This is a genomic window from Telluribacter roseus (assembly GCF_017355915.2).
Classification (GTDB): Bacteria; Bacteroidota; Bacteroidia; order Cytophagales; family Spirosomataceae; genus Telluribacter.
This window is the reverse complement of record NZ_JAFEUV020000001.1, coordinates 193,039-206,748: the sequence shown is the minus strand read 5'-3', so window position 1 is coordinate 206,748 and position 13,710 is coordinate 193,039. Positions and strand designations below refer to the sequence as shown.

The window sequence follows — 13,710 nt, the reverse complement described above, 5'->3', positions numbered from 1 at the left end:
ATCTATGAACGAAGACTTCCTGAGCTTTGTGTGGCGCTATCATTACTACGACCGAACTGCTCTGGTTACCCAGGCTGGCGCGTCGCTGCGTGTACTGTACCCGGGACAGCGCAATACCCACGCGGGGCCGGATTTTACGGATGCCCGCGTAGTTATTGATGAAGTAGAGTGGGCGGGATGCGTGGAGATACACGTGCGGTCGTCGGACTGGCAGCAGCACCGGCATGCGCAGGATATGGCCTACGAGAGCGTAGTACTGCATGTAGTGTGGGAGGATGACCGCCCCGTCCGGCGCGAGGATGGTACCCTTCTCCCTACCCTCAGCCTGAAGGATCGAGTACCCGCCGAAGTACGGGAGCGGTACGAACAGCTCATGACGCCCGATGATCCCATCCTGTGTGCTCCCCAGTTTGGTGAGGTGAATGATATAAAAAAGCTGTCGATGCTGGACCGGGTACTGCTGGAACGCCTGGATAAAAAAGCGGAGCTGGTACTGGCCCTATGGGAGGCCAACGGGCGAGACTGGGAGGAAACGGCCTACCAGTGGCTGGCGCAGCACTTTGGCTTTAAGCTCAACGCGCCCCCTTTCCTGCGCCTGGCTCAACAGGTGCCCCTGAAAGTACTCCAGAAACACCGGGACAATAGGCTACAACTGGAAGCCATGCTGTTCGGAACGGCGGGGTTGCTGCCTGAAACCAGTGAGGAAGAGTACGTACAGGTGCTAAAAAGGGAATATAAATTCCTGTCGGTGAAGTACCGGCTGGAAGAAAAGCAGCTGGGCGCGCACGAGTGGAAGTTTATGAGGCTGCGGCCGGCGGGCTTTCCGACGGTCAGGCTGGCTCAGTTGGCGGTACTGATCGGGGAGCAGGCGGGGCTATTCGGCACGCTTACATCGGCTCCGGATGTAGCTACCCTGCGTAAGGTACTGCGGGTAAAGCAGTCGGAGTACTGGACCATGCACTACCAGTTTGGCAAACCCGCCAAAGGAAAAGTACCTGCCCTGGGAGCCGATGCCGCCGATCTGCTGATCATCAATGCGGCGGTGCCGCTGCTGGTTGCCTACGCCCGCCAGCGCGACCAGCAGGCCCTGCTTGATAAGGCAGTACACTGGCTGGAACAGATACCGGCCGAAAATAACCACCTGACCCGCCAGTGGGAACAATTAGGAATGCAGGTACAAACGTCGGCTGATTCGCAGGCACTCATCGAATGGTACAATACCTACTGCTCAGCCAAACGTTGTCTGGATTGCTCGGTGGGTGTAACGCTGCTGCGCCCCTCCTAGCTGTTGTTGATCATACTTACTCCCGATAGCAGGAATACAATACCTACCAGGAAGGGAACGATAGATTCCCACTTGGTCACAAAAAGACCCAGAACGGGTTCGTTGTCTGATAAGAAAGCCACACAGGCAAACAGGACTACGATGATACCTAAGATCGTAAGCAGTGCGGCAAAGAAACGTTTGAAGCGATAGTTCTCCATTTAGTTGTAGGTTATATAGCAAATAGTGTAAGTCTGAAGTGGCACGTGGGCAGGCTACCGGTACTCCGTAGCCCTTTACGCTCCGACTTTATTTTCCTTTCCCTCCAGGCCTAACTTCTTTCCTTCCTCCACCATAAACGCATAGGCTTTTTCCAGTTCGTTGGGTATAATACCTTCCAGAATGGCTTCCCGAATGGCCTCTTTAATAAGACCTACTTCACGGGAAGGCTTGATCCCAAAGGTCTCCATGATCATTTCGCCCGTAACAACCGGCTGGAAGTTACGCAGCTTGTCCCGCTCCTCCAGGTCATGCAGCCTCTCCTGTACAATATCAAAGTTACGCAGGTACCTCTTCACCTTCTCCGGATTCTTGGACGTGATATCGGCCCGGCACAGGGTCATAAGGGCTTCCAGATCTTCCCCCGCCTCAAACAGCAGCCTCCGCATGGCCGAGTCGGTAATTTGTTCCTTGGATAACACGATAGGTCGCAGGTGCAGTCTTACCAGCTTTTTCACAAAGCGCATCCGGTCATCGAGCGGCAATTTCATCCGCCGGAAAATACCCGGTACCATCCGGGCCCCTACCTCCTCGTGATTGTGGAAGGTCCAGCCTACTTTTTTATCAAAGCGCTTGGTGGCCGGCTTGGCAATATCGTGCAGCAGCGCCGCCCAGCGCAGCATCAGGTCCTGCGAGTGCTCGGCGACGTTGTCAAGTACCTGCAGCGTATGGTAAAAATTATCTTTATGCCCCTTGCCCTCAATATGCTCTACGCCCTGTAGCTCTACCAGCTCGGGAAAGATGATCTGCAGCAGCCCGGCGTGGTACAGCAGCTTAAAGCCGTAGGAAGGTGTGGGCGATAGTACAATCTTATTCAGTTCGTCGATAATTCGCTCTGCGGATACGATCTGGATGCGGTCCTTCATCTGGATGATGGCCTCAAAGGTATCCGGCTCAATGTCAAAGTTGAGTTGTGACGCGAAGCGAATGGCTCGCATCATACGCAGCGGATCGTCGGAGAAGGTAATTCCCGGCTCCAGCGGGGTACGGATAATCTTCATGCGCAGGTCACGCATGCCCTCAAAAGGATCTATCAGCTCGCCGTAGCTGTCCCTGTCCAGGCTGATGCCCATGGCGTTGATGGTAAAATCGCGGCGTTTCTGGTCGTCCTCTAGGGTACCATCTTCCACAATAGGTTTGCGCGAGTCGGAGCGGTATGACTCCTTCCGGGCGCCCACAAACTCGACCTCCAGATCGTCCAGCCGGATCTGAGCGGTACCAAAGTTCCGGAACACACTCACGTGGGCACCGTTACCCAGCGCAGCAGCCACGCGTTCGGCCAGTTCGATCCCGCTACCCACGCATACAATATCGATATCCTTGCTGGAACGCTTCAGGATCAGGTCGCGCACAAAGCCCCCAATCACATAGGCCTCAACGCCTAGCTCCCGGGCCGCTTTGGCTACGGTTTCCAAAACAGGATAATTATGTAGCTTTTCACTTAAATTCATAGGACAAAGGTAGTAATTAAAACCCTGCTAGATATAAATGGTTAAATAATCAGGCCACCGATGGCGGCTAGGCGAAAGTTTTACAATGCCTTGGGGCCACTCCTTTATTCGCCCCTGACACATCCGAGTAGCTGCACCTAATCCGGCTCTTTCTTTTGATATACAACCCAGAATTTTATTACTTCGCCACCACAACACTAACTATTGGTTCACGTGAGATACTTGTTGTTTTTGCTAGTAGCTGCTACTGTTTTTGTTTCAGGACCTAACGCTCAGGCCCAGAAGAGTCCAACCGCCGCGCAGCCTTCGTGGCAAAAGCTATACGTCATTAAAGACAAACGATTTATATCGCAGGGTGCCGACCGGATTTTCTTCTGGCTGGGCGATACCGCCTGGGAGCTATTTCACCGGCTGACGCGTGAAGAGGCCGACCTATACCTCAAGAACCGCGCGGACAAGGGCTTCAATGTGATACAAGCCGTAGCGCTGGCTGAGTTTGACGGCCTGACCCAGCCCAACCAGTACGGGCAGCTCCCCCTGGTCAACAACGACCCTACCCAGCCCAACGAGGCTTACTTCAAGCACGTAGACTACGTAGTAGATAAGGCGGCCCAGTACAACCTGTTCATCGGACTGCTGCCTACCTGGGGGGATAAGTTTAATAAGAAGTGGGGCGTGGGACCGGAGGTATTTACTCCGGAGAACGCACGCATCTACGGCGAGTTTCTGGGGCGGCGCTACCGCAACAAAAACGTAATATGGATACTGGGTGGCGACCGCAGCCCCGAGACCGAAGCCCACTACAAGATCATCCGGGCTATGGCCGAGGGCCTCAAAGCCGGTGACGGAGGCAGTCGACTCATTACCTACCATCCGCAGGGCGATGCCAATTCGGCGGCCTTCTTCCACCAGGACTCCTGGCTCAACTTTAACATGTACCAGTCGGGACACGCCTCCCGCGATAAGAAGAACTACGTGATGATGCGGCAGAACTACAACATGTTCCCCGTCAAACCCACGCTGGACGCCGAGCCCCGCTACGAAAATCACCCCATCAACTGGAAGCCCGAGCAGGGGTACTTCAATGACTTTGACGTACGGCAGGCAGCCTGGTGGGCGGTGCTGTCGGGCGGAGCCGGTCATACCTACGGCTGCCACGATATCTGGCAGTTTTTTGATCCGAACCGTAATCCCCCCATTTCGTTTGCCCGTACTCACTGGCGGCAAGCCATGGACCTTCCGGGGGCTTATCAGATGGGTTACATACGCCGTCTGATGGAATCACACCCGTGGTGGCGCCTCATGCCGGACCAGGACCTGATCAAAAACAAAAACACCGATGATGGTGGCTACCAGGTAGCCGCTATTTCAGAAGACTCCGACTTTCTGCTCGCCTATACCCCCTACGGCAGGCCGCTCCAGATCGACCTGGGCCGCCTGACAACGGCTCCCCGCCTGCTGGCCTACTGGTTCAATCCGCGCGATGGCCGGAGTATCCGTATTGGTGAACTGAAAAACGAAGGGGTAGTAGAGTTCAAGCCGTACGCGGCCGGTCCAGGTACCGATTGGGTACTCGTACTGGACGATGCGTCCAAGACCTGGGCCGGATACGGCTTGAAGAAATAAGGTATAACCTGCTATTCGAAGCGCAGATGCTTAACTGACTCGCCCGACTCGGCCAGTTCGGTAAGGGCGTCAATCCCGATAAGCAGGTGCTTCTCGACAAACTGGGAGGTTACTTTTTTGTCGCTCTCTTCGGTCTTTACACCTTCGGGTACCATGGGGTTGTCTGACACCAGGAGCAGGGCACCGTGGGGTATGGCATTGGCGAAGCCTACGATGAATATGGTAGCGGTTTCCATATCGATGGCCAGGGCCCGTATCTCACGCAGGTACTCCTTGAAGCCCTCGTCGTGCTCCCAGATGCGGCGGTTGGTGGTGTATACCGTACCGGTCCAGTAGTCCATCTCGTGCTTGGCGATGCTGGACGATACCGTACGCTGCAGACGGAACGAGGGAAGCGCGGGTATCTCGGCCGGCATGTAGTCGTCGCTGGTACCTTCCCCCCGGATCGCCGCAATGGGAAGTACCAGATCGCCGATCTGGGTTTTCTTTAAGCCACCGCACTTGCCCAGGAATAGCACCGCCTTGGGCTCAATGGCCGAGAGCAGATCCATTACGGTAGCTGCCATGGGGCTTCCCATTCCGAAGTTGATGATGGTGATGTTATCAGCCGTAGCAGTTTGCATGGCACGACCGTACCCTTTCACCTCTACCCCGAACCTCTCAGCAAACATGGTTACGTAGTTGATAAAGTTGGTAAGCAGAATATATTGTCCGAATTCCTCTACGGGCGTACCGGTATACCGGGGCAGCCAGTTCTGTACGATCTGTTCTTTGGTAGTCATAGTAAATAAAAAAATGGTTGTAACTAGAAATAAATAGGGTTTTAAAACAGCAGACGGGTGGATTTGGCGTTATAAAAACTGCTGTTTACTTTCGACTATGGAATCGCTCAACCTTCCCACATTCGCCTACAAAGTTAAGGACATGGATGGTAAACCCTATATCTATGACCTGATCCGTAAGAAATTCGTAGTACTTACTCCGGAAGAATGGGTGCGTCAGCACTTCATTCACCTGCTCATTAATCACTACGGCTATCCAAAGTCGCTCTTTGCGGTGGAGACGGGCTTACAGTACAACAAACTAGCCAAACGAACCGATATCATGGTACTGTCTACCGATGGCACTCCCTTCCTCCTGATCGAATGTAAGGCGCCGCACATACCCGTATCGGAGGCTACCTTCGCCCAGATAGGCCGGTACAATTTTACGCTACGCCCTACCTACCTGGCCGTAACCAATGGCATGTCGCACTTCTGCTTTTCGGTGCAGGACGGGCAGATCAACTACCACAACGATTTCCCCCAGTTTGCCAGATAATACGGTCAGGCGGTACTTCACCAGCCTTTTTAAATAGCAAAAGCCCGTGTGGTCAATGACCGCACGGGCTTTTGTTGATACTATATACTATGGGTACTAATTACTTGGTAGCAACCAGTTTCACGTCCAGAGTAAAGTCGTCATGGATCAGGTTGTCACCCAGAGTAGCCGCGTCGAAGAATGACTTCGAACGGAACTTCATGTCGTACTTAGAGCGGTCAACGGTGATAGTACCAGTAGCCTGAGCGCCGTTGGCGGTAGGAGTTACGGTAACAGGGAATGTAACGGGCTTAGTAATACCTTTGATAGTCAGGTTACCAGTTACATCGTATTTGTTAGCAGTAGTGGCAGTCGCCTTAGTTACTACGAAAGTAGCAGTAGGGTGCTTCTCTACCGAGAAGAAATCATCCGACTTCAGGTGGCCTACCAGTTTGGCATTGTAGTTCTGGTCAGTTACGTCTTCGCTGGTAATGGTAGTCATATCGGCTACGAATTTACCGCCAGTCAGTTTGTTACCATCCAGGGTAAAGCTACCTTCTTTCAAGTTAATCTTTCCGTAGTGCTCGCCGGTAACTTTCTTACCATTCCACTTAATTTCACTCTTAGCTGGATCTACTTTGTAGGTAGCTGCCTTAGCTTTTGAACCATCTTCGGCTACGGCTACTGAAGACATCAGCAATACTGCTGCCATTACACTGGCGAATTGTTTGAACACTTTCATTGGTTTACGCGATTGATTTGTTTGGGTGAAAATTCAAAAATGTATAGTTAGGCTTTATTTTTCTGTTTTACGCAGCCGATCCAGCAGATCGCTTAGTTGGTCGGCTTCTTCGGGTGTCAGCGTTTGCAGGTTTTTCTCCGCTTCCAGAATCACAGGATCCAGTTGTGCCAGCAGATCAAGCCCTTTCTCGGTGATAACTACATCCACAGCTCTCCGGTCAGAAGGACAGGAGTTACGAATCAGCAGTTCCTTAGCCAGAAGCTTATCCACCAGGCGCGAAGCATTGGAGGTTTTATCCAACATGCGTTCGGTTATGGCATTGACTTTGATCGGTTGGGGATACTGTCCTTTCAGGATCCTGAGTACGTTGTATTGCTGGGGAGTGATTCCGTATTCACGAAGCGTCTCCAACTGCTGATACATCAGCCAATTGCTGGTATAGATCAAATTCACCGTCAGCCGATGGTAGGGTGACCGGAATTTTTTCTGCTTTATATCAGTTTCGATTGACATAGCTTCTTTTAGATTATGATGCAATATTAATGTAATTACATTTAATGTACAAACATCTTTTAAAGAAAATTTAGTTCCTCAGTCCTAACAATTTATAAAAACTTCTGAACAGTAGAAATGATTTGGTGGTAGTATACCCGTTGCTCAGCTACGCTGTTCCCCATTTTGAAAGATATATGCTTGCCCTAAAGCTGCCTCTGATCCTTGCCTCTAATTCGCCCAGACGCCATCAGCTCATGAAAGAAGCTGGCTTTGAGTTTAGGGTGGATGTAAGACCCACTGATGAACTGTTTCCGGCTACGATGCCCCCCACTCAGGTGGCCGAGTACCTGGCCCAGCATAAGGCAGAGCAGTTTGGGGACTTCCGGGGGGAGGCGCTGGTGCTGTGCGCCGACACCATCGTGGTAGTGGATACTACCATCCTGAACAAACCCGCTGATGCGGCAGAGGCCCGCTCCATGCTCAAGCAACTATCAGGCCGTACCCACCAGGTCATTACCGGCATCTGTCTGTTAGGGCCGGATGGGTACCAGGCGGTTAGTGATGTGGCCCATGTTACGTTCAGGGAGCTGGAAGATCAGGAAATCGACTACTACATCGAGCGGTGTCGCCCCTACGACAAGGCCGGAGCCTACGGTATACAGGAGTGGATTGGTATGGTAGGTATTGAGCGTATTGAAGGCTCTTACTATACGATTATGGGATTACCGGTACATAAGGTATACCAGCTCCTGAAGCCTTACGTTAAGTAATAAGACCAACCATTCATACCCGACCGGATGCGATGAACGACCTTATTGCCCCAGTACATTTGCCCCGTGTATGTTATGAGATATTTGTACGCGCGTTCTGCGACTCCAATGGTGACGGGATCGGTGATATCAATGGCATCACTTCCAAACTGGACTACCTGCAGGAACTGGGCATAGAGGCGATCTGGCTGACGCCCATTCACCCCTCACCTACCTACCATAAGTACGACGTCACCGACTACTACGCCATAGAGCCGGAGTACGGGACGATGGATGATTTCAGAAGATTACTATCAGAAGCTCACCAGCGGGGTATACATATATACATGGATCTGGTCATTAACCATACCAGTACCCACCACCCCTGGTTTCAGAAGGCCAGCGCCAGCAATGCCAACCCGTACCGGAGGTTTTACTGGTGGATGACCCCGCAACAGATTGAGACCCGAAGAATAGGCCGCCGACAACTCACAGCCGACTCATGGGAAGCCAATCCGTGGCATGACAATCCCGGCGATCCCGAAAAGTACTACGGCATGTTTACACATAGCATGCCCGACCTCAACTATGACTCGCCCCTGCTCCGGCAAAAGGTGTACCGCATCACGCAGTTCTGGCTCAACGAAATTGGTGTAGATGGATTCCGTCTCGATGCGGCCCGCCATATCTATCCCTACTGGGAAAAAGAGCGCAATCCGGTATTTTGGGAGGAGTTCGGAAAAGAGATTGAAAATATTAAGCCCGGCTCGTACACCGTCGGAGAGGTGTGGGCCCCGGCCGAAGAGGTAGGGCCCTACTTCAGGGGCCTTAAGGCTAACTTCCATTTTGACCTGAGTTTCAATCTCCAGCGTATACTCTACCAGGGTACCCACCAGAACCTGGTCCGCCGGCTGCTGGACGACTACCGGATATTCAGCACCTATAACCCTGCCTTCATAGATGCTACCATGCTGACCAACCACGACCAGAACCGGATCGGCAGTGTGGTAGAGGGCAATATTGCCCAGATGAAACTGGCAGCGGCTATGCTGCTCACCCTGCCCGGACAGCCCTACATATACTACGGCGAAGAGATAGGTATGCTGGGTCAGAAACCCGACGAGCGCATCCGGGAGCCCTTTATCTGGACCGAAGACCGCAATGACCCCCAGCGGGCCCTCTGGATCAAGCCTAGGTACTCCCGCCGGGCTACCGTCAGAGCCCTGTCGCTTCAGCAGCAGGACCCCAACTCCCTGTACAATCACTACCGGAAGTTGATCGCTGTCCGGAAGGCTGAGCCCGCCCTTGGCCAGATACAGAACCCCAATTTAGCCGAGACTCCCATTGATACTACGACTCTGCTCACCTACTTCCGCACCCACCCTACCCATCCGGTACTGGTGATACACAACCTCATTGATGCTCCTCAGAGCGTACAGCTTTCCGGCGAAATGGAAAAGTACACGCGGCTGGTCTTTCAGACGTCACCGGCCGTCATCACCGAAAAAAACACTATTCAGCTGCCCGCGTACGGCAGTGTGATACTTACCCAGGGCTCCTGATCCACATTTTTTTTGTCTAAGACTTTTACGGAGCATATAGGGTCTGTAGCTGGAAGGCATATTTTTTATTAATTTAGGGTATCATCAGCACCCAAACCTTGACCAGCTATGCAGGCGATCCTTGTCCCTACCGACTTTTCCCCCGGCTCCCGTACGGCAGTGGAGATAGCCGCGCTGCTGGCAGCTCAGGCCAATGCCGAACTGGTACTGCTCAATGTAGATGAGAATGCCACGCATGTCAAAACCCTGGGTGAATTTGTGCCCCATGACGAGCTGTCGGACACCATCAGTACCAATGAGCCCTATGAGTACCTGGTGGAGCTACGAAGAGAGTTGGTTCGGTATCCGGTATTCACAGACTTGAAAATACGCGCTGAACTATACCCCGGCTCACTGGTGTCGGTAGTAGAGACCTACGCTGAACGGCATAATATGGACCTGATCGTGATGGGTACCCGGGGAGCGGGTGGTCTGGAAGAGCTGCTGATCGGATCCAATACCGAGAAAGTAATCAGACGCGCCTGCTGCCCGGTACTGGCTGTACCTCAGGAGGCCATTCCGGGGCCTATTAAAGTGATCGCTTTCCCTACTACCCTGAAGGACGATCAGAAAGTAGTATTTCGTCGCCTGGCGGCCCTGCAGCAGACCCTCGGCATGGATATCAGCATCCGCCTGCTTTATATCAATGACCCCGCAGGACTGGGAAGTGAAGAAGCCATTGAGCAACGTTACCTAGAGCTGGTGAAGGACAGTAATCTGCAGAATACCATCTTCCACCTCAAAGGAGCGCTGGACCTGGACGAGGGAATAGAGATCCTGCAGTTTGCCAAGGAGCAGCAGGCTGATATGATTACCATGGGTACCCACCAGCGGCGGGGCTTGTCGCACCTTATTCTGGGTAGTATGACCGAAGACACCGTCAACCACTCAGACATACCGGTGCTGACCATTCCGATTCGGTAACCCCATTTTTTGCTCCACCCCAATCGCAGTAGAGAACCAGTCTTCCGGCCCTTTTAGAGGTATAATCACTCTAATTATTTGTCTCAGGCGATTCTTGAGTTTATGAAAACGTCGGTACTATCCATTATAGCAGGTGTAGCCAGTAGTCTGCTCGCGCCTTGCGTTGCTCAACCAGTATATCCCAGCATCGGTGAGGTAGTATACCAGGATGCCAGGCTCGAAAAACTAATACCTAAGGGTACACCCATTGAAGTACTGGCCACGGGATTTGTATGGTCCGAAGGGCCAGTATGGATCAAAAATGGCAACTACCTGCTGTTCTCGGACGTACCGCAAAACGTAATATATAAATGGACAGAGCAGGAAGGGCTCACGGAGTACCTGAAGCCATCCGGCTACACCGGCCATGGCTATTACAGCGAGGAGCCCGGCAGCAACGGCCTCACCCTCGACCGGCAGGGCCGGCTTATTGCCTGCGAACACGGCGACCGGCGGGTAACGGCCATGCCCCTGACGGGTGGTGGCAAGGTCACCCTGGCCGACGGGTACCAGGGCAAGCGCTTTCATAGCCCCAACGATGTGGTGCAGCACCCCACCCAGAACAGCTACTACTTCACGGATCCGCCCTATGGCCTCCCCAAGCGCCAGGATGATCCTTCCAAAGAGCTACCACATTATGGCGTGTACCGGGTCACTCCCGACGGAAACCTGACGCTGCTGGTCAATGATCTTACGCGGCCCAACGGCCTGGCCTTTTCGCCGGATGGTAAGACACTGTACGTAGCTCAATCTGATCCCGACAAGGCCATAGTGATGGCCTACCCGGTACAGACCGATGGAACCCTGGGTAAAGGAAGGTTGTTTTTTGATGCAACTCCGATGGTCAGGCAGGGACTACCCGGCCTGCCCGATGGCCTCAAGCTGGATCAGGACGGAAACCTGTGGGCTACGGGCCCCGGCGGGGTACTGGTGATATCACCGGAAGGCAAGCTGCTGGGGCGGATTGATACTAAACAGGCTACGGCCAACTGCGCCTGGGGCAATGACGGCCGTACCTTGTACATAACAGCCGACGGGTATTTGTGCCGGATCAGAACAAATACGCGCGGAGCGGGTTTTTAACCTACACAAATTGCACCTAACTCTCTATTTCTATGATATTTATGAGTAAAAAACTAAATTATTTATTACCTTTTGATAAATGTTTCAATATCACGAACTTCGTGGCCTTCTTGGTGAGAACTGAAAATTGAGTTGATTGGAATGCTTGAGAATCGTCGCTTTATCATTATTGGTTTTTTCATATTTGTAGGGTTTGCCTACTTGTCCAGGCTATTCTACCTGCAGGTGCTTGATGAAAGTTATACGATTGAGGCCTCCAGTAACTCGATCAAGAGAGTAGTAGAGATTCCGTTCCGGGGCCAGATCTACGACCGCTACGGCAACCTCATCGTGTACAATACGCCGGTTTACGACCTGATGGTAACGCCTTACAAGGCCAAAGTACAGGATACGCTTACGTTCTGTAACCTGCTCGGCATCGAACGGCGTGAGTTTGACAGCCTCATGACAGCCGCCCGTACCTACTCACGTGTGAAGCCGTCGCTCTTCCTGCGACAGCTCTCGAAGGAGGACTTTGCCCGTATCCAGGACATCATGGTAGACTACCCGGGCTTTGAGTTTGCCAAGAGCTCCCTCCGTACCTACACCGCTCCCGTACTGGCCAATACCATGGGCTACGTAAGTGAGATCACCAAAGGACAAATCGAAAAACAGGAAGGCGAGTACTACCGTCAGGGCGACTACATTGGGCAGAGTGGCGTTGAGAAATTCTACGAAGAGCAACTCCGAGGGAAACGCGGTATCCGATTTGTGATGCAGAACGTAAATGGCGTTGCCAAAGGCTCCTGGAAAGATGGCGAGCTGGATACCATGGCCATAGCCGGTCAAAACCTGTATACGGGTATAGACCTGATGGTGCAGCAGTACGCGGATAGCCTTATGAAAAATAAGGTGGGTAGCGTAGTAGCTATTGAGCCCAAGACGGGGCAGATCATTACCATGGTGTCGGCTCCTACCTATGACCCCAACATCCTGGCAACGCGGCACTTCTCCAAGAACTATTCGGTGCTGGCCAAGAACCCTTACAAGCCCCTCTTTAACCGGCCCGTTATGGCCAGCTACCGTCCGGGTTCTACGTTCAAGCTGATTCAGGCACTGGTTGCCTTACAGGAAGGAGTAATCACCCCCAATAGTGGATTTAGCCACGCCGGCTCGCCGGTCAAATGCCACGGCCACCCCGCTACCTCCAACGTGGCTATGGGCGTGCGGTACTCGTGTAACCCCTACTTCTACCACGTATTCAAGCGGCTTATCTATAACAACGAAATTACCAATACCTTTACCGCCTCAGCCAAAGGGGTTACCGACTGGAACAATCACGTAAGTAAATTCGGAATCGGAGAGCGCCTGGGAATAGACCTTCCGAGCGAATACAAGGGTAACCTACCCGACCAGAAGTACTACGACAAAATATACGGTGAAAGCCGTTGGAAGTTTTCCAATATCTACTCACTCAGTATCGGCGAAGGGGAGATCCTGATTACGCCCCTCAAGATGGCCAACGTGGCTGCCATTATTGCCAACCGCGGCTACTACTATACCCCTCACGTAGTAAGTGGTATAGGTCAGAAAAACAGCCCGCTTCCTGAATATACGGTACGACACGAGACAGGTATAGATCCGAAGCACTTCGAGACCATTATACCCGGTATGATCGGTGCCGTTGAAGGGGGTACTGTAATGGGCCTCGCGCGTATTGACAGCATCCAGATCGCCGGTAAAACGGGTACTTCGCAAAACAAGAAGGGAAAAGACCACTCTATTTTCATTGCGTTTGCACCGGCTTACAATCCTAAGATCGCTATCGCGGTGTTTGTTGAAAACGCAGGATTTGGTGGGGTGGCTGCCGCTCCTATTGCCAACCTGATCATTGAACGGTACATCAAGCGTAAGACCAAGAATAAAGTACTGGAGAACTACGTACTGACCCGCGACTACATGCCTAACGTGGTACTGCCTGGCAGTGGCCCCAAAGCAGAGCCTGCCAAGAAGGATACTGTTAAAAAGAAACCACCGGTGACGGCTCCTATCGCTACCACTAAGAAGAACGGAGCAGATAAGCCCGGTGTGGCCGTAGCATCATCCGGAAACTAGGACTTTCCGTAGCGAAAGGTATTGATCACGTTTATAGTTTTTATATCCACTTACCCTCCCAAAC

At 52.5% G+C, this 13,710-nt stretch carries 13 protein-coding genes; 8 read left to right on the top strand and 5 right to left on the bottom strand.

Going from position 1 to position 13,710, the window contains the following annotated elements; translation table 11 throughout:
* Positions 1-4 precede the first annotated feature (4 nt).
* A complete protein-coding gene (locus JTN23_RS00890) occupies positions 5-1,285 on the top strand; it encodes a DUF2851 family protein (RefSeq protein ID WP_247231595.1) in 1,281 nt (426 codons plus the stop codon).
* Here the strand turns inward: JTN23_RS00890 and JTN23_RS00885 are convergent.
* Together JTN23_RS00885 and JTN23_RS00880 are read right to left on the bottom strand one after the other, a co-directional pair.
* On the bottom strand, positions 1,282-1,485 hold the full coding sequence (locus tag JTN23_RS00885) for a hypothetical protein (RefSeq protein ID WP_207505364.1): 204 nt from the start codon (positions 1,483-1,485) through the stop codon (positions 1,282-1,284). The two genes, JTN23_RS00890 and JTN23_RS00885, sit on opposite strands and share 4 nt — an antisense overlap.
* Positions 1,486-1,560: 75 nt before the next feature.
* On the bottom strand, positions 1,561-2,994 hold the full coding sequence (locus JTN23_RS00880) for a CCA tRNA nucleotidyltransferase (protein ID WP_247231593.1): 1,434 nt from the start codon (positions 2,992-2,994) through the stop codon (positions 1,561-1,563).
* 213 nt (positions 2,995-3,207) lie between these two features.
* Here JTN23_RS00880 and JTN23_RS00875 point away from each other — a divergent pair, with 213 nt between their 5' ends.
* Entirely contained in the window at positions 3,208-4,620 is a 1,413-nt protein-coding gene (locus JTN23_RS00875; protein WP_247231591.1) for a glycoside hydrolase family 140 protein, read from the top strand.
* A gap of 11 nt (positions 4,621-4,631) precedes the next feature.
* Here the strand turns inward: JTN23_RS00875 and JTN23_RS00870 are convergent, their stop codons facing one another.
* Complete coding sequence (locus JTN23_RS00870) at positions 4,632-5,402, bottom strand: AMP nucleosidase (RefSeq protein ID WP_247231589.1); 771 nt, start codon at positions 5,400-5,402, stop codon at positions 4,632-4,634.
* A gap of 97 nt (positions 5,403-5,499) precedes the next feature.
* On the opposite strand from JTN23_RS00870, the gene JTN23_RS00865 reads away from it, so the two are divergent.
* Positions 5,500-5,940 (top strand): type I restriction enzyme HsdR N-terminal domain-containing protein, encoded by a 441-nt coding sequence (locus JTN23_RS00865; protein WP_247231587.1) that lies wholly within the window; start codon positions 5,500-5,502, stop codon positions 5,938-5,940.
* Between the two features lie 100 nt (positions 5,941-6,040).
* Here JTN23_RS00865 and JTN23_RS00860 read toward each other — a convergent pair whose 3' ends face one another.
* On the bottom strand, positions 6,041-6,661 hold the full coding sequence (locus JTN23_RS00860) for a YceI family protein (RefSeq protein WP_247231585.1): 621 nt from the start codon (positions 6,659-6,661) through the stop codon (positions 6,041-6,043).
* 54 nt (positions 6,662-6,715) lie between these two features.
* Entirely contained in the window at positions 6,716-7,174 is a 459-nt protein-coding gene (locus tag JTN23_RS00855) for a MarR family winged helix-turn-helix transcriptional regulator (RefSeq protein ID WP_247231583.1), read from the bottom strand.
* A 176-nt stretch (positions 7,175-7,350) separates the two neighbouring features.
* Between JTN23_RS00855 and JTN23_RS00850 the strand changes: the two genes are divergently transcribed.
* From JTN23_RS00850 to mrdA, 5 genes are all read left to right on the top strand, one after another.
* A complete protein-coding gene (locus JTN23_RS00850) occupies positions 7,351-7,926 on the top strand; it encodes a Maf family protein (RefSeq protein WP_247231581.1) in 576 nt (191 codons plus the stop codon).
* Positions 7,927-7,958: 32 nt separating this feature from the next.
* Positions 7,959-9,467 carry an alpha-amylase family glycosyl hydrolase gene (locus tag JTN23_RS00845; protein ID WP_247231579.1) on the top strand — a complete coding sequence of 503 codons (1,509 nt, stop codon included), beginning with the start codon at positions 7,959-7,961 and terminating at the stop codon, positions 9,465-9,467.
* 108 nt (positions 9,468-9,575) lie between these two features.
* Entirely contained in the window at positions 9,576-10,430 is an 855-nt protein-coding gene (locus JTN23_RS00840) for a universal stress protein (RefSeq protein ID WP_247231577.1), read from the top strand.
* A 102-nt stretch (positions 10,431-10,532) separates the two neighbouring features.
* The gene (locus JTN23_RS00835; protein ID WP_247231575.1) at positions 10,533-11,552 is read left to right on the top strand and encodes an SMP-30/gluconolactonase/LRE family protein; all 1,020 of its coding nucleotides are present in this window, start codon (positions 10,533-10,535) and stop codon (positions 11,550-11,552) included.
* Positions 11,553-11,693: 141 nt separating this feature from the next.
* The gene (mrdA, locus tag JTN23_RS00830; protein ID WP_247231573.1) at positions 11,694-13,646 is read left to right on the top strand and encodes a penicillin-binding protein 2; all 1,953 of its coding nucleotides are present in this window, start codon (positions 11,694-11,696) and stop codon (positions 13,644-13,646) included.
* Positions 13,647-13,710: the final 64 nt, after the last annotated feature.

Excerpts from the sequence above, each read along its gene's own strand:
- JTN23_RS00845 (WP_247231579.1), top strand. The coding sequence starts at position 7,959 with ATGAACGACCTTATTGCCCCAGTACATTTGCCCCGTGTATGTTATGAG.
- JTN23_RS00840 (WP_247231577.1), top strand. The coding sequence starts at position 9,576 with ATGCAGGCGATCCTTGTCCCTACCGACTTTTCCCCCGGCTCCCGTACG.
- JTN23_RS00865 (WP_247231587.1), top strand. The coding sequence starts at position 5,500 with ATGGAATCGCTCAACCTTCCCACATTCGCCTACAAAGTTAAGGACATG.
- mrdA (WP_247231573.1), top strand. The coding sequence starts at position 11,694 with ATGCTTGAGAATCGTCGCTTTATCATTATTGGTTTTTTCATATTTGTA.
- JTN23_RS00870 (WP_247231589.1), bottom strand. The coding sequence starts at position 5,402 with ATGACTACCAAAGAACAGATCGTACAGAACTGGCTGCCCCGGTATACC.
- JTN23_RS00855 (WP_247231583.1), bottom strand. The coding sequence starts at position 7,174 with ATGTCAATCGAAACTGATATAAAGCAGAAAAAATTCCGGTCACCCTAC.
- JTN23_RS00860 (WP_247231585.1), bottom strand. The coding sequence starts at position 6,661 with ATGAAAGTGTTCAAACAATTCGCCAGTGTAATGGCAGCAGTATTGCTG.
- JTN23_RS00835 (WP_247231575.1), top strand. The coding sequence starts at position 10,533 with ATGAAAACGTCGGTACTATCCATTATAGCAGGTGTAGCCAGTAGTCTG.
- JTN23_RS00850 (WP_247231581.1), top strand. The coding sequence starts at position 7,351 with ATGCTTGCCCTAAAGCTGCCTCTGATCCTTGCCTCTAATTCGCCCAGA.
- JTN23_RS00880 (WP_247231593.1), bottom strand. The coding sequence starts at position 2,994 with ATGAATTTAAGTGAAAAGCTACATAATTATCCTGTTTTGGAAACCGTA.
- JTN23_RS00890 (WP_247231595.1), top strand. The coding sequence starts at position 5 with ATGAACGAAGACTTCCTGAGCTTTGTGTGGCGCTATCATTACTACGAC.
- JTN23_RS00885 (WP_207505364.1), bottom strand. The coding sequence starts at position 1,485 with ATGGAGAACTATCGCTTCAAACGTTTCTTTGCCGCACTGCTTACGATC.